The following is a 15046-nucleotide window of genomic DNA, read 5'->3' on the forward strand; positions in this document are numbered from 1 at the left end:
CCTCCTGCACCATGCGCGTATTGTGCCGATTGCTGGAGAAAGTTATCGGCTCAAGCATCAGCGTCAGGCCGGTATGGTTCAACACAGAAAGGGGGACGCCACCGATTAAATACCACGTGAAAAGGGGTACCCTCCACGCAAAGTCAGAATTGGGGGTGTATCAGTTTTAAATCGCTGCCCGAAGGAAAAGTGTGTCAGTTTTAAATCGCCGTTGACACCGTTTGCCGCGGACTACCCCCTGTATGCCCAGATGCCGCATCAGGCGCTCTACGGTACAACGTGCTACCGGTATCCCCTCGCGATTCATCTGCTTCCAGACCTTATCCGCACCGTAGACCTGCAGATGCGCCTGCCAGATCCGCTGAATCTCCAGCAAGAGCACCGCGTCCCGCTGCGCTCGGGCACCGCGCAACGTCTGGTTCCGCTGTTGTGCCGCATGACGCCGGTAACCCGATGGGGCAATCTGCAAGACTCGGCAGATCGGCTCGACCCCGAAGCGGTCCCGGTATTGATCGGTGAAACGCCTCAATGCTTCAAACGGCGGTCGAGCTCCGCCTGGGCGAAAAACGCGCTGGCCAGCTTCAGAATTTCATTCGCGCGCTGTAGTTCCTTGACCTCACGTTCCAGCTCCTTGATGCGCTGGGCTTCCGCAGTGCTCATGCCGGAACGTTGACCGGCATCTATTTCTGCCCGCTTCACCCAGGCCAGTAGGGTGGACGGCACACAGCCAATCTTGGGGGCTATAGATTCGACAGCGGCCCACAGGGAAGGATATTCACCGCGATGTTCTTGTACCAAGCGAACAGCGCGCTCGCGGACTTCAGACGAAAACTGCTTGGACTTATTCATGGCTCCATTCTCTCAAAGGTTGGAGCCTCCACCAAACCCGGGGCGGTTCATTGTAACTGCTTCATAATTTGTTATAGTTGTTGCATATGTTGTGTGGAGGTGAGCAAGGAAGTCAGCATTGATTCGCAGCATCCTGACTGGGATGGCCTCACGACGGGTGGTAACCAATCGCGGGAAGCGTAATCCGCGTGGCATCAGAAAAAAGATGAATTCGTATCCGGTTCGAGATCAAGGTGCTCCGCTGCATCAGCCCTGTGATCTCATGCCGATCATCTTATCTAACTAAACAGTATCGACCTTGGCACCTGAATGATATTCCATCCAACGCCCTGTCATAAATAACGCTTTCACCATAATACGTTGCACAGAAAGATAATTAATATTATTCTTTGGCAAAGAAATTACAAACTATATCTTGGTGCAACGAGATCATAGCCTGCTACAGGGGCGCACATGGCGCCGGCATCAATCAATTTAGACTGGCTAACTGGTGAGGATCATGCTTATATCTGAAATAAGTGCCGATAATGAGGAACATGATCTTTGGGCCGACTGGATTCTGCATCGACGAAATGCAGGCAGCCCTGGATTCAAGCAGCGCATCATGGCTGAAGTTGAACGTTATGCGGACCGCGTGCTCGATGCTGCACAATTACAGCCAGGAATGACGCTTGTGGATGTCGGTTGCGGGGACGGATTCTTGGGCTTGCATGGAATAAAACGCATAGGCCCCACACTGCACGTCATCTTCACGGATATTTCTGCACGCCTACTAAAAACTGTGGAGGAAAAATGTATCCGCGAAAATATACGTGAACAGTGTACATTTTTTATTGCTTCTGCTGAAAATCTTTCAGCTATCGTAGACCAAAGTGTTGATGTTGTTGCCACCCGTTCAGCGCTCGCATATGTTCACAACAAACCGGCTGCACTGAGAGAGTTTTGGCGGATACTAAAACCGGGTGCTAAGATAGCTTTCGCGGAGCCAATATTTCAAGATGAAGCTCTCTCTGTTGGCGTCCTGCGTGCAATCATTGAATCCAACCATGAAACAGCAAAAAACAACATTATAAGTTTGATTTACCGATTGAAATCAGCGCAATTTCCCAGCAATCAAGACCAGATGGAACATGCGTCATTTTGCAATTTTTCCGAACGCGATTTGCTGCGCATGATACAAGAAGCTGGATTTCATGAAGCCCACCTAGAATTGCACATCGATGTGCATAGATCGTTAATAAACTCTTGGGATGAATTCATTGGCCGCTCACCGCACCCGCTTGCTCCGTCACTGCAACAAGTCATGGAACAATCATTCAGCGTGGACGATCAGAAATTGTTTGAGTCTGTGATACGCCCGGCAGTAGAATCCAAGACGATCCTCGATAATGAGCGAATCGTTTATTTAACGGCGACAAAGTATCCTTGATGAATTCAATATAGTGCCTAAGCTAGGTAGATAGTTGGACAGAATTATTCCCGGTATCGCAGTAGAAATACCTCATTACTAAGCACCCCCTCGCTCCACCGGCTCCGCCGCTACCCGCGTAGCCTTGTTCGTCGGCTTCGTCGGCTTCGTCGCTATCGGGTCGGAGGAGGCGCGCTTACACGCTGCCTCCGTCCGCCTCACACTGGTCTTGCACTCCGACAATGGCATCCCGATGAAATCATCCACGCTACTGACCAAGCTCTATGATCTGGGGACCGCCCCGTTCCAGGGCCGGCCACGGGTCAGCAATGGCAACCGGTATTCAGAATCGCTGTTCCGAACGCTGAAATCCTGTCCGCAGTGGCCGGGGAGCGACTTTGCTGACCTTGACGCTGCACGAATCTGGGTGCGTAACTTCATCGTCTGGTACAACTATGAGCATCGTCGCATTCGCTTCGTCACTCCGGCCCAGCGTCACCGGGGTGAGGATCACGCGCTGCTGGCGAAACGTCATGCCCTTTATGAGGTGGTCAAGGCAAAAAATCCGGAACGCTGGTCAGGCGGCACACGCAATTGGACTCCCGTCGGGGCGGTAAATCTGAACCCGCAGTGGCAGGATAAAAAGGCCGCTTAAAAAATGGGAGATGGTATCTACCTTGACAGACGCGCGCGGGCGCCGCTGAACTACGTCATGGGTGCCCTGGAACTCAATATGAATGAAACAACTTTGAAAGCAGTTATTCCAGGCTGGCGGCCCAAGCCATAGATTCCAGAGATATACGCGTGATATCGGCGATGGTGAAGCCCAGGGATGCAGCACGGTCGCGCACCACATCAATTTCACCACGCTCTACGGCCTCAATGATTTGGAGCAGGATGCCGTCTTCGCCTTGATGCTCCATTATGGCCGCACGCATTTCTGGGCACAGCCGCAACTCATCTAATAGCCCAGCCATCGGTTTTTCCAGGTAAGCATCCAGTAATGACAGCATACCAACCAGGAAAGATCGGTGCAGCGCGAGTGGATGCGATTCCAGTAGCGTTGAACGTTCGCGCAACATTTCAGCGAGGCGGGCGCGGGTCGCCGCAATCACCAGTAACGGACTTTTGCGCCCACCTTGGCTGGCAAAGAGCAAGAGGGTCAGCCAACGCTGCAAAGGTTGCCGACCGAGCAGAATAAGTGCGCGGCGGATGCTATCGATTTCTTGGCCGCGGGTCAGACCTGCTGAATTCAGGTAGCGGAGGAGCTGATAAGATAAACTTGGATCCTTACGAAAGATTTCTTCGATATCACTTACTGGATTTTCCTCTGCAAGAAGATTCAACAAGTTAAAAATTGTGCGTTGATTTTCGGTAAGCATTCTCCCCGCGACAATCTCGGGGTGCATAAAATAATAACCCTGACTATAATCGACGCCTATTTCAAAGCAGCGCCGCGCTATAGCTTGAGTTTCTACGCACGTAGCAATGAGTGCCGGCGTGTTGGCCAGGTTGGCCTTGCGGACCATGCTTATCCACGCCTCCCATGCCGCAGGCTCGTTGGTATTGGTGTCGATTCTGACAAAATCCACGAGTTTCAGTAGTGCCATTTGCCACGGTACGCCCTCAAAAAGATCCAAAGCCAGGCGAAAGCCGCGCCTCCGCAAATTCATCATCTTCTCAATGAAATCATGGCCGGGCGCTTCGGCAATAGTAAATGCAGGAATGATCTGTTTGGGTGGAAATAACGCAAGACTTTCTTCATCAAAACAGTTGTTACTGAAATTTATGAAGGCCGGTTTCCTGCCCAATAATTGTTCTACATTAAATATATTAAAAGTTTTGAACATTACTCTGGCCGAGGAGAGGAAGGGGTCGGTCAATGGTCCATTGTATGAGTCTTCGTCCCGGACAAAAAGTTCATAGCCAATAATTTCATTCTGGCGTCCGAGGATGGCCTGCCGGACGATGAGTTCCTGCGTGTCTTTGGAAACGGTTGTTTTGGGAAATTCAACAGGCATAATGACACCGTCATGGGGCGATTTAGTAGAGTTTTGGAAACGTCGGTCACTTGCAATAAGCGCGCAGTGTAAGTGCGCCCGATGAGATATTGACTCGGGTCTAGGCCGCAAAGAATGGCGGCGGTCAAAGTATACCACCCCTCGGTATATTGATGAGGGATGCCACGATTACCCGGCAACGGAGACAGAGCGGCCCGGAACAAGCTCATTGCAAAGGCAGTATAAAGCAGGGGATGCGCTTTTGTACATGATGGGCATTTGAGGAAAATATCTTCACAACACAATCCCGCCATTTTCGCCAAAATGACCAACTGTGGATCCTTATTGGCGATTTCCAGGAACTCCATTATGTACCCCGTCGTAGACATTAAGTTAATGTACGCTATCCGCGATCAAATTAGGTCGCTTTGCGGTGGACAACAGGAAAAAGTGTGGACTGAGCAAGCCAAAGACTATCGACCTTCAGCGTTCACCACAAAACCTTAGTTCTTCGTCATGGCCCTCTGCCGATCCTGGCACCAATGTGCCGAGTTCATCTGGAATCGAACGACGACCAAGCTGGGATGTCACCGCTATGCCTTTAACTGGTTTGGTGGTGTACCGGGTCGGATGATCATCAGTCACGTCAAATGTGCAAGCCCCAAACTCTGCATCAACTATCCCACCGCCCCAATGTTGAAAAAGACACGACGGCACCCACATATCATATTGACACAACTTATAAATGCAAGTCGCACCCTCAGCCCAATTTCCGCGATTGTCTCGGGTCGTTGGGTTTTCAGTGGCCATGACGGAAGCTTTTCGGTTCTTGCGGTGGTGCCAAGACTTTTGCAAGCCGCGATAGTGCGCGGATCTGCGTGTTGTCGATACTCTGGTTGCGGTTGGGGGCCCCTTCTTGACGTAAATCGGGCAGCCAGACATCTCGCCGGGGTAACGATCAAAGGGGTTTTGGGGGTTGTCGCGAAGATTGGCCGGTCGGCCCGTGGACGGCAGCGTAAGAGCGTTGGCGAATATCGGCAAATCAATCGACTGTGGCAGCGGGAATCTTCAGCACCCAGGCACCGGCGCATGGCGCACCAGTCGCCCCGGGACCTGAAAGAGTCGCCAACGAACGGTCGCGATGCGATGCTGTTGCCATCCCTCCCCCAAGGTGGGGTGGCGAAAGAGCACGAACAAATTGTGGGCGATCACCCCAAGCCGGAAGAACGCTGCATGGGTGCTTTCCTGACCACAAGGCCCCGCTCCATCCCAAAACCGACTTGAGTTCTTTGATGCCGTTTTCTGAGCATTCTCCCCGCTGCCGGTACCAAACCAGGACGTCGGCGGTGCTACCCACTCGGTTACTGGCGATAACGTGGTAGCGTGGACGGTCGATTTCCAGGAGATCGGCCTGCTGCGGGTAGCGGACCACGATGAGCCATCTTGAATGAAAGCACCGTTCGTGCCATTTTCCTCATCGGCCCCTCCTGTAAGTCCACCCGATAGGTGAATCTTTTCGACGAGACCATTATACCGGAAACCCTTGTGGGTTGGACCTTCCCGCCAAATCATCCGCAACTCAATCGCGGAAATAAGGCTCAGAGAGGGGATAGGCTATGCCTATCGTGGTACGATCGAGCATTATACTGCACCACCCAGTCTGGAATCAACTTCGGCGCCATGGGTCTCGCTATGGCGTAACCCTGCAAACAGTGGCATTGCAGCTGGGTAAGCAGGGCGGTATGCCCCGTTGTTTCCACCCCTTCTGCCACCACCAGCAGTCCCATCAGCTTCGCACTAGTTACTACCCCAGCCACAATCGCATGATCCTTGGGATCGTGAAGGATGTTTCGGACAAAACTCTGATCGATTTTGATAGTTTGCGCAGGCAGCTTCTGCAAATAGGTCAGTGAGGCATTCCCGGTGCCAAAATCGTCCAGCGCGATCCGCACTCCCAGTCGGTTGCATGCCAACAGGGTTTTCTGTGCCTTGGCAAAGTCGAGTAGCGGTGCGGTTTCGGTGACCTCAATTTCAACCGAGGACGCAGGCAGATCGGTATGCGCACCCAAAGCGGTCTGCAAATCAGATAGAAATTCCTGATCCAATAAATGGTAAGTGCTCATATTCACCGAAACGCGCAGAGGCAGGCCCTGCCGATGCCAGACCTCTGCTTGCGCTAGTGCCGACTCCAGCACAAAACAGCCGATGCGTCGCGCCAGACGCGGCGCATCTAGGACGCTGGCAAAGGCCGCAGGAGGCAATAGTCCAAGCTCCGGGTGGTTTAGACGGAGCAATGCCTCCACCGCCACGGGCCCTTTGGCAATCTCCACCACGGGCTGGTAGTGGAGCAGCAATTGCCCCTGATTCAGTGCAACTCCTGTCATCCTGATACTCCCATTTGGTCTTTTTTGAGGTTGATCCCCATAGGCCACTCAACCCATTGGAACTGCTCCTTCCTCACTGCTTTGACCGCATAACTGGCCAAATCCGCATGCCCCGCAGCAAATCCTCGAGGGCGCATCATCCAGCAGCTAGACGCAACGCCGTCCATACTTTGTTGTGGTAATCCAGGAAGCGCATCGTGGGTAACCAGCCTGCTGGGTCAGTTCGATGGTCAGGCAACATTTCCTGGTGACATCCCGGAAAATCAGAATCGTGCCCAACAAGATACCTCGTCGATCCCGGATCGGTACTGCCTTTTTCCCGCTCGTGACCCACTCACTCACCGCAAATTAAGTGACCATCGTCGAATGTGGGTAGCAACAACAGGTCAAACCACCCGCGATTGACGACTCCATGTTACGCACCATACCACCTGCAAAACGGGGCGCGGAACGCCACCTCGCACCACGACGCGAAACACCCTAATGTCTAGTACTACGGCACACAGGCGCCATTCGTCCGTTGCCGTGCTCATGCCAGCAAATATCCTTGACTGGAAACCTGGGCGATCCATAAGATGGCGCGCATAATGGATACAAGTGAAATACGAATGCCATTCATGAGGATGGAGACATGCCACCTCACGCAAAACAGAGCCGGCATACTTGGAGCACTGAGGTGTTAGCCAAGCTCGCAATAAGCATTTAAATATCGATAAATATATTTCAATCAATAAGATAATGTGTGGCATACTTATTGCATAATTTTGCATAGCCTCAGGAGATACCATGCTTGCAGACATCACGTTTCTTTGATAGGGCCGCGTCTTTGCTCGATGCACAATTGGAGGTACTGACCAGCAATCTTGCTTCAGAATTTTTCGAACCACCCTAAAGCATGAAGGATGCATAGGGCAGACCTGGAATTCGTGGACGATACGGTTGCCGTGAAGCCATTGGCCATCCCAAAGGTGTGCCTGCCGGGCATTTTCCACGGAGCCACTGGCGAAACACCTACAAGAATCCTCACGAAATTGTCCGACCCCTTAAATCGCTGTTTCTGGGAACTGGTGTTGTCTATATATATTTGCTCAGTGCGTACATATATTATACAACTCGTCCACTTGACAACTGAGAAAAGATCATAAGATAATTTAATTATATCATAATCAGGAAAAAACAATTTATGGTCAGTGCTCGACTATTACGCCCCGAAAAAAGTCGCTTAACATCCGTCATTGGTGAATCGTCAGCCTGGAAAGTTATTCTCAATTCATTGAACGCTCTTTCTAGGGCACCATCTTCTATATCGGTCTTACTAACCGGCGAAACTGGTACCGGGAAGGAAGTAGTGGCGCGTGCGCTTCATGAGCAATCTGATCGGATCGGGAAGCCCTTTATCGCAATCAACTGTGCTGCAATACCATCTGACTTGCTTGAGTCAGTGCTTTTTGGCTATGAAAAAGGCGCCTTTACTGGAGCATTGTCAAGAACAACGGGAAAGTTTGAACAGGCTGATGGAGGTACAATTCTTCTAGATGAAATAGGAGATATGCCATTACCATTACAAGCTAAGCTATTGAGGGTTCTTCAGGAAAAACAAATTGACCGGGTCGGCGGACGAGAACCGGTAGATATCGATGTTCGTATTCTTACCGCTACACATCGAAACCTGCGGCAGGAAGTAATCAGCCGGCGCTTCCGCGAAGATTTGTATTATCGCTTGAATATCTATCCAATAGAGCTTCCGCCATTACGCGAAAGGACTTCCGATATTCCCTTATTGGTTAATTATTTTTCCAATCGATTATGCAGCAAGGGGTATCCATCATTAACAATTACTGACGCAGCGCTCGATATTCTGATGCGCTACTTTTGGCCTGGGAATGTACGGGAATTGCAAAACCTGGTGGAACGGTTAGCCGTGCAGCGGTTAAATGGGCACTCCGGACAGATTGCACCGGAAGATCTTCCTAGTTATTTATGTCATCCTTTGCTGGATTCGTTACGCACTGATTATGCCGATAATCCGTGCTCTGTCAGATTGGCACCCGTAGAGAAATTGGGATTCTCAGTGCTTCAACCCAAACTTTCCGGTGACAATTTCAGCTTGCCGGACACGTTGCGCCAGATTGAGCGCACATATATAGAGCAGGCCATGCAACGCGCCAATGGAAATATGTCGGAAGCCGCCAGACTACTGGGCGTTCCGCGGACCACCTTGTTCACTCGCGTGCAGTCGCTGAATATTCCATACATAGAGCGTCGGCAACCAGTTAGGTCATTGCAGAACCTTTGATCGATCATACTGCCGCACGAAAAATGGTGCCCTCACGCTTGCGGCACCGAGGTGCTAGCCAAGCTCGCAACAAGCATCTAAATGGATGTAAATTTTATTGTAATCAATAAATTAATATATGGCATGATTATTGCATATTTTGGCAAACTCTCAGGAGGCGCCATGCTTGCAGATATCACGTTTTTTGGTAAGGCCATGTCCTTGCGCAATGCACAACTGGAAGTGCTGACCAGTAATCTTGCTAATGCATCAACACCAGATTACAAGGCGAAGAATCTGAACTTCCGTGCCGCCTTCGCGGCCGCTCTTCAGAAGCCCGGAAACAGTGTTGGCAACACTCTACGTTATACGCAATATGAACGAGGCTCGCCGGTTGGCTTGAATGGCAACTCCGTCTCAGCAGAGCAAGTGATGATGCAGATCACACAGACAGCTTTAGCAAGTGAGGCCGACGAACAGTTTGCATCGGGAGCCATCCAATCGATGACCAATGCTATCAACACCTCTTCTGTTTACTAAGGAGCTCACATGTCTTTAATCAGCGCCCTCACCATCGCCGGCGATGGCATGTCTGCCCAATCCATGCGGTTGGCCACGACAGTCAGCAACCTCGCCAATGCAAACAGTGTGACGTCTAGTACAGGAACTCCCTACCGTGCCCGTGAAATCATCTTTGCAGCACAGCCGTTGAGGACGTCCTCCAATGGTATGCAACTCGATACCGTGCGCACCGCAGGTGTTGTGCAGAGCAATACACCTCTTCGCTTACTCTATGAACCCGGAAATCCACTCGCTAATCCTGCGGGATATGTCCAGTCATCGAATGTCAATCCTATCGAAAGCATGGTGAACATGCTCTCCGCCTCGCGTGCCTATCAAGACAACGTCACGGCCGCCAATGTTCTGAAAACCGTCGCCATTAAAACCCTTTCGCTCTAAGTATCAGGAGAAAATCATGTCCATCAGTTCCGTTCTCGCTTCCTCACAACCAGTTTCTCAATCTGTAGCCTCCAGCCTGGTGGCCGGTAGCACAACCGCATCCAGTAGCGGGATGGCCTCTGGCAATATTTCTGGACAAACCATGACTGAATCGGACTTCCTCACACTATTGGTGACCCAATTGCAGAACCAGAACCCTTCGCAGCCGGTCAGCAATAACCAGTTGGCGCAGGAGATCGCTGGATTCACGACTGCTAACGGCATGACGCAGGCCGATGGCATTCTGCAACAGATCAGCAACCAGATTTCGCAACTCGGCACCACAGCTGCAACAACCACTTCCGGTTCATCCACTTCCGGTCAGACTGCAACGACTGTCGCCTGATCAACCTATTGCTAAGGAGCACAAGACATGGGTTACAACACGGCAGTTAGCGGCCTAAATGCCGCACAAACCGATCTCAACACTATTGGCAACAACATTGCGAACGTGAATACCGTGGGCTTCAAAAGCTCCAACGCGCAATTTGGCGACCTATATGCCGCATCTATTGCTGGCGCGGCAGGTAATAATACGACCCCAGGCATCGGGGTTTCAACGGTCTCGCTTTCCCAAAGTTTTACCCAGGGCAATGTGACCACTACCGGCAACCCGTTGGACATGGCCATCAACGGTGGCGGTTTCTTCATCCTGAACAACAACGGCACCAATGATTACAGCCGCAATGGGCAGTTTCAGATCAGCTCCGGTGGTTATTTAACAAACAATGCCGGACTACCTTTACAGGGATATCAGCCGGTACCGGGAACCCCTGGCAAATTCGCCACCGTGTTAGGCAATCTCAAGATCAATAATTCCGCGATGCTCCCCCAAGCGACCACGCAGGCGGGGTTGATAGCCAACCTCAACGCCACCGACCCTGCCATCAATACGACGACAACCCCCTTTAGCACCTCAAATCCAAACAGTTACAATAGCTCTACCACCACGCAGGTATATGACAGCCTAGGAACGGCACAGAATGTCACCCTATACTTCGTCAATGCCAGCGGTACGGGTGGAGCGAACCAGCCGAACAACTGGGATGTTTACTACGCCGCCAACAATAGCAATGGCAATCCGGTTTCATCAGGATCGTTGACAACGCTAACCTTCAACAACAGTGGAACGCTGGTTTCCGGGGCTTCCGGCACCATCAACGTGGCCTCGTGGGGCAATGGCTCGTCAGGCAGCAGCATCAATGTCAGTCTCTCTGGTTCCACACTCACGAACTCCCCTTTCGCCGTGACTTCGGAGACGATCAATGGCTATGCGCCCGGCACCTACTCTTCCATCTCCATTCAGAAAAACGGGGCAGTGGATGCTAATTTCACCAATGGGCAAAGCCGTGCGGTGGGGCAAGTGGCTCTGGCAAATTTTGCGAACTTGCAAGGGTTGTCCCCAACGAGTGGCAACCTGTGGCAGGCCACAGCCGCTGCGGGAAACCCATTGGTCAATGCCCCAGGTACGGCGGGTCTCGGTGCTATTCAGTCTGGTGCGGTGGAGTCCTCCAACGTCGGACTTTCTTCACAGTTAGTGGCAATGCTCGTCGCACAGCAGGCATATCAAGCCAACACACAGACCATCAAAATGCAACAGCAGGATACTGCCGTGCTGCTGCAACTGTAAGGACGACACATTATGGAGGGATCTGCGTATATCGCCATGACCGGGTTACTGGCCGCATCCAAGCGGCTAGACGTGACGGCTAACAATCTCGCCAACGCCAGTACCACGGGTTATAAGGCCGAACGCGCGGCTTTTCGCGCCGTTCCGTTCTTTTACCAAGGACAACCGAATAGGGTCGACGTGGTCGCGCAAAAGAATGGTATGGACCTCCAGCAGGGAGCCATACAGCAAACGGGGCGCCCACTAGATATCGCCTTGAATGGCCCAGGGTTTTTCGTGGTGCAATCGCAGGGTGGCGTGAAATCCTATACACGTGCGGGCAACCTTAACCTGTCGGCGCAGGGAATGCTCATTAACGCGAACGGTCAAGCTGTACTGGGAGTCGGTGGATCGCCCATCTATGTGCCGTCGGGGGCTAGTGTGCGTGTCACTTCGAATGGAACAGTATCCGCAATCCCGAACACTCCAAACGCGCGAGCCGCGAGCGTAGGGCAAATTCTAGTCGTGAACCCACTATCCGCATCCATTCAACCACAAGGCAACAATTTGTTTGCGCCCAACCCTGGACAGAAAGTCAGCATAAAAGGGATTGCGGCACAAATTGTCCCCGGTGCGCTGGAAGGCAGCAATGTGAATCCGGTCAACAGCATGATTCACATGATCAGCGCCTCACGTCTATTTCAGTGGGAAACCCAAGCCGTGCAGACCATTTCCACCGACCAAAAAGATGCCAATTCCATCCCTAGCAATCTGTAAGGAAAGGAGAACGATTTATGCTTCGCGCACTGTCAACCATTCGTACCGGCCTGGAGGCCTCGCAAACGCAAATCGACGTCATCGCCAACAATCTGGCGAATGTGGGCACGACGGGATTTAAACGCCAGAGGGCTTTGTTTCAGGATTTACTCTATCAGAACGTACGTCAGCCTGGCGCACTATCTTCCACGCAGACGAACCTCCCCATTGGTCTGCAATTGGGTACGGGTGTGCGTGTTGTGGGAACACAACCCATCGAAACCCAAGGTAACCTCACGCAGACCAGCGATAGCCTTGACCTTGCCGTCAATGGGAACGGTTACTTTCAGGTGCTCATGCCCAACGGCACATTGGCCTATACCCGCGACGGATCTTTTCAGCTCAACCAGAATGGGCAGATGGTTACCGCCAATGGATATCTGACGCAGCCACCTATTACGGTCCCGGCCAACGCCACTTCCATTACAGTCGCTCAAGACGGCACCGTCACCGCGCAACTGCCGGGGCAGGCCGCACCCACGCAAATTGGACAAATACAGTTGGCCACTTTCCAGAATCCGGCGGGGCTCCAACGGATCGGCGATAATCTCATGCTACAGACCGGCGCATCGGGTGCACCCAATATTCAGCAGCCGACCATCAACGGTACAGGCGCAGTTATGCAGGGCTACCTCGAATCCTCCAATGTCAACGTAGTGAATGCCATGGTAAGCATGATTACCGCTCAACGAGCGTATCAGTTGGGAACAGATATGGCCAACACGGCCAATCAAATGCTGGGCTATCTGGCGAATATCTGATGCCGGCGACATTGACGACCTTTACACAAAAGCTGCTTATTGCCATTCAGGCGGCAGTCATATTGGCTGGGTCCGTTGGATTACTCTCTGGATGTGCCGCCGGTATGCCGTTTCATCGCAACAAATCATTTGCACCTCTGCCATTACCCCCGATGACGGCACCACAAACATCATTAGCGAATGGTCAGATTTATCAACCAACCACGGCAGAGAACTGGTATTCAGATCATCAGCCATGGCAAGTTGGCGACCTGATCACGGTAGACATTCTGGAGAATGCCACGGCCAGCAATGCCATCCAAAACGCGACCAGTCGCAAAAGTTCCATTGGCGATGCCATCAGTAGTTTTTTTGGTCTGCCGCTCTCTTTTGGCAATATCGGTGGCAACAAAATTTCCCCGAATGTTACCGCCGGATCCAGCATCAGTAGTAGCGGTGCTGGCGCATCTACCCAGAGCAACACGCTGATCAGCACCATCTCTGCCACCGTTACGCAGATACTCCCCGGAGGAAATCTGGCAATTCTTGGACAAACCAAACTGAACTCCGGCGCGGGCACCGGCGCGGAGTGGATTCGCATATCGGGAATCATCCGTGAGGGCGATATTGGCAACAATAACACCATTCCTTCCACGGACGTGGCCAACGCGCGAGTGGAATACAGTGGAACTGGCCAAGGGTATCAGGCAGCTAAAATGCCCTGGTTGGCGCGCTTCTTTTTGACATTGTGGCCATTCTGATGCCTGCGACCACTAAGCGCGCGGCGGTACTGTGCCTGATCTTCTACCTGGGTGCCGGTGGCTGGATATCTAGCATACCGACTGTCATGGCTAGCACAGTAGGTCAACTCTCCCGCATCGGGGGAGACCGCACGAACCGAGTCATCGGATATGGATTGGTTGTGGGTTTGCCGGGGACAGGCGATCAAGCGACCGAGGTGCCGTACACCACCCAAACGATTACCAATATGTTACGGCACATGGGCATTAATCTTCCAGCCAACACGTTCATGCAGCCGAACAACGATTCGGCGGTAATGATTACGGGAAGCATTCCAGCCGATGCGCGACCAGGGCAAAAGTTCACGCTCACGGTTTCCGCCGTGGGAAATGCGAGCAGTCTGCGTGGGGGTATTCTCTTGATGACACAACTGCATGGTGCCAATGGCCAAGTCTATGCTCAGGGACAAGGGCCAGTACTGGTAACAGGCGCAGCCGCTACGGGAGGGGGTACATCCTTGGTTATCAATAATCCGGACGTGGGACGGATTGTTAACGGGGGAATCGTGGAGGTGCCCTTGCCACCATCCTCGCCGCAGGCAGGCATTATTACCCTACTGTTACGCAGGCCGGGTTATGTCATGGCGGCGCGGATGGTAGAAGCGGTGAACCAGATCTTCCCAGGGTCCGCACAGGCACAGGGACCAGGGGTAGTGGAAGTCCATGCACCAATTGATATGAACGCACGGGTCGGATTTATTTCCGCCCTGCAACAAATCCCGGTTAGCGCCCCAGCACCTCGACCGACTATTGTCATCAATGCCCAGGATGGCACCGTGGTCATGGGGTCGAATATCCGCATTACGTCCTGTGCGGTGGCTACTGGATCATTATCGGTAAGCATCCAGACCACACCGATGGTGAGTCAGCCGAATATGTTTGGTCGGGGGGTCACAGTCGCTACCAGCAATACTAAAGTCGGTATTAAAACGCATAAGGCACACCTCTTTCTGCTCAGGAAAAGCGCTAGTCTGGAAGATGTCGTACGTGCCTTGAATACCGTGGGAGCCACGCCGGCAGAACTTGCATCTATCCTGCAAGCCATGAAATCCGCCGGCGCTCTGCATGCGCGAATCAAGGTCATTTAACAGAATGGCGCACCCTGTCTTCTCCTCTCTATACCGACCGGCGTGGCCTCTGTCGGACGTGACGCCCCCCCCCCCCCC

At 52.3% G+C, this 15046-nt stretch carries 12 protein-coding genes, 3 pseudogenes and 1 other annotated feature; of the genes and pseudogenes, 12 read left to right on the forward strand and 3 right to left on the reverse strand.

What is annotated here, in order from left to right; translation table 11 throughout:
• Positions 1–109: pseudogene (locus HF921_RS00405) on the forward strand (IS21-like element ISRso6 family helper ATPase IstB); the annotation flags it as partial.
• Positions 110–220: 111 nt separating this feature from the next.
• Here HF921_RS00405 and HF921_RS00410 read toward each other — a convergent pair.
• Positions 221–849 (reverse strand): annotated as a pseudogene (locus HF921_RS00410) (IS3 family transposase); the annotation flags it as partial.
• Positions 455–571 (reverse strand) — a sequence feature (AL1L pseudoknot). (Overlaps the previous pseudogene by 117 nt.)
• Before the next feature lie 499 nt (positions 850–1348).
• Between HF921_RS00410 and HF921_RS00415 the strand changes: the two are divergent.
• Entirely contained in the window at positions 1349–2278 is a 930-nt protein-coding gene (locus HF921_RS00415; protein ID WP_215893091.1) for a class I SAM-dependent methyltransferase, read from the forward strand.
• A gap of 202 nt (positions 2279–2480) precedes the next feature.
• Positions 2481–2912, forward strand: a pseudogene (locus HF921_RS00420) (IS3 family transposase); the annotation flags it as partial.
• A gap of 103 nt (positions 2913–3015) precedes the next feature.
• Here the strand turns inward: HF921_RS00420 and HF921_RS00425 are convergent.
• Both HF921_RS00425 and HF921_RS00430 read right to left on the reverse strand, forming a co-directional pair.
• Positions 3016–4278, reverse strand: coding sequence for an EAL and HDOD domain-containing protein (locus HF921_RS00425; protein WP_215893092.1), 1263 nt, complete (start codon positions 4276–4278; stop codon positions 3016–3018).
• 1577 nt (positions 4279–5855) lie between these two features.
• Positions 5856–6641, reverse strand: a complete 786-nt coding sequence (locus HF921_RS00430) for an EAL domain-containing protein (RefSeq protein WP_215893093.1) — start codon at positions 6639–6641, stop codon at positions 5856–5858.
• A 1183-nt stretch (positions 6642–7824) separates the two neighbouring features.
• Here HF921_RS00430 and HF921_RS00435 point away from each other — a divergent pair.
• From HF921_RS00435 to flgI, 9 genes are all read left to right on the forward strand, one after another.
• Entirely contained in the window at positions 7825–8937 is a 1113-nt protein-coding gene (locus HF921_RS00435; protein WP_215893094.1) for a sigma-54 interaction domain-containing protein, read from the forward strand.
• Positions 8938–9099: 162 nt separating this feature from the next.
• Positions 9100–9456, forward strand: coding sequence for a flagellar basal body rod protein FlgB (locus HF921_RS00440; protein WP_215860888.1), 357 nt, complete (start codon positions 9100–9102; stop codon positions 9454–9456).
• A gap of 9 nt (positions 9457–9465) precedes the next feature.
• Positions 9466–9876: a flagellar basal body rod protein FlgC gene (gene flgC, locus HF921_RS00445; protein ID WP_215860887.1), complete on the forward strand. Its 411-nt coding sequence runs from the start codon at positions 9466–9468 to the stop codon at positions 9874–9876.
• 16 nt (positions 9877–9892) lie between these two features.
• Positions 9893–10261, forward strand: coding sequence for a flagellar hook capping FlgD N-terminal domain-containing protein (locus tag HF921_RS00450; protein WP_215860886.1), 369 nt, complete (start codon positions 9893–9895; stop codon positions 10259–10261).
• 27 nt (positions 10262–10288) lie between these two features.
• Positions 10289–11545 (forward strand): flagellar hook protein FlgE, encoded by a 1257-nt coding sequence (gene flgE / locus HF921_RS00455; RefSeq protein WP_215888592.1) that lies wholly within the window; start codon positions 10289–10291, stop codon positions 11543–11545.
• A 12-nt stretch (positions 11546–11557) separates the two neighbouring features.
• Positions 11558–12301 carry a flagellar basal-body rod protein FlgF gene (gene flgF, locus HF921_RS00460; protein ID WP_219616751.1) on the forward strand — a complete coding sequence of 248 codons (744 nt, stop codon included), beginning with the start codon at positions 11558–11560 and terminating at the stop codon, positions 12299–12301.
• Between the two features lie 17 nt (positions 12302–12318).
• A complete protein-coding gene (flgG, locus tag HF921_RS00465; protein WP_215860883.1) occupies positions 12319–13101 on the forward strand; it encodes a flagellar basal-body rod protein FlgG in 783 nt (260 codons plus the stop codon).
• Positions 13101–13841, forward strand: coding sequence for a flagellar basal body L-ring protein FlgH (locus HF921_RS00470; protein ID WP_215860882.1), 741 nt, complete (start codon positions 13101–13103; stop codon positions 13839–13841). Before flgG ends, HF921_RS00470 begins: the two co-directional genes overlap by 1 nt.
• Entirely contained in the window at positions 13841–14968 is a 1128-nt protein-coding gene (flgI, locus tag HF921_RS00475) for a flagellar basal body P-ring protein FlgI (protein ID WP_215893095.1), read from the forward strand. Before HF921_RS00470 ends, flgI begins: the two co-directional genes overlap by 1 nt.
• Positions 14969–15046 lie beyond the last annotated feature (78 nt).

Origin of the sequence: Acidithiobacillus ferriphilus, from assembly GCF_018854775.1 — a bacterium.
Taxonomy (GTDB): domain Bacteria; phylum Pseudomonadota; class Gammaproteobacteria; order Acidithiobacillales; family Acidithiobacillaceae; genus Acidithiobacillus; species Acidithiobacillus ferriphilus.

Excerpts from the sequence above, each read along its gene's own strand:
- HF921_RS00415 (WP_215893091.1), top strand. The coding sequence starts at position 1,349 with ATGCTTATATCTGAAATAAGTGCCGATAATGAGGAACATGATCTTTGG.
- HF921_RS00425 (WP_215893092.1), bottom strand. The coding sequence starts at position 4,278 with ATGCCTGTTGAATTTCCCAAAACAACCGTTTCCAAAGACACGCAGGAA.
- HF921_RS00430 (WP_215893093.1), bottom strand. The coding sequence starts at position 6,641 with ATGACAGGAGTTGCACTGAATCAGGGGCAATTGCTGCTCCACTACCAG.
- HF921_RS00435 (WP_215893094.1), top strand. The coding sequence starts at position 7,825 with ATGGTCAGTGCTCGACTATTACGCCCCGAAAAAAGTCGCTTAACATCC.
- HF921_RS00440 (WP_215860888.1), top strand. The coding sequence starts at position 9,100 with ATGCTTGCAGATATCACGTTTTTTGGTAAGGCCATGTCCTTGCGCAAT.
- flgC (WP_215860887.1), top strand. The coding sequence starts at position 9,466 with ATGTCTTTAATCAGCGCCCTCACCATCGCCGGCGATGGCATGTCTGCC.
- HF921_RS00450 (WP_215860886.1), top strand. The coding sequence starts at position 9,893 with ATGTCCATCAGTTCCGTTCTCGCTTCCTCACAACCAGTTTCTCAATCT.
- flgE (WP_215888592.1), top strand. The coding sequence starts at position 10,289 with ATGGGTTACAACACGGCAGTTAGCGGCCTAAATGCCGCACAAACCGAT.
- flgF (WP_219616751.1), top strand. The coding sequence starts at position 11,558 with ATGGAGGGATCTGCGTATATCGCCATGACCGGGTTACTGGCCGCATCC.
- flgG (WP_215860883.1), top strand. The coding sequence starts at position 12,319 with ATGCTTCGCGCACTGTCAACCATTCGTACCGGCCTGGAGGCCTCGCAA.
- HF921_RS00470 (WP_215860882.1), top strand. The coding sequence starts at position 13,101 with ATGCCGGCGACATTGACGACCTTTACACAAAAGCTGCTTATTGCCATT.
- flgI (WP_215893095.1), top strand. The coding sequence starts at position 13,841 with ATGCCTGCGACCACTAAGCGCGCGGCGGTACTGTGCCTGATCTTCTAC.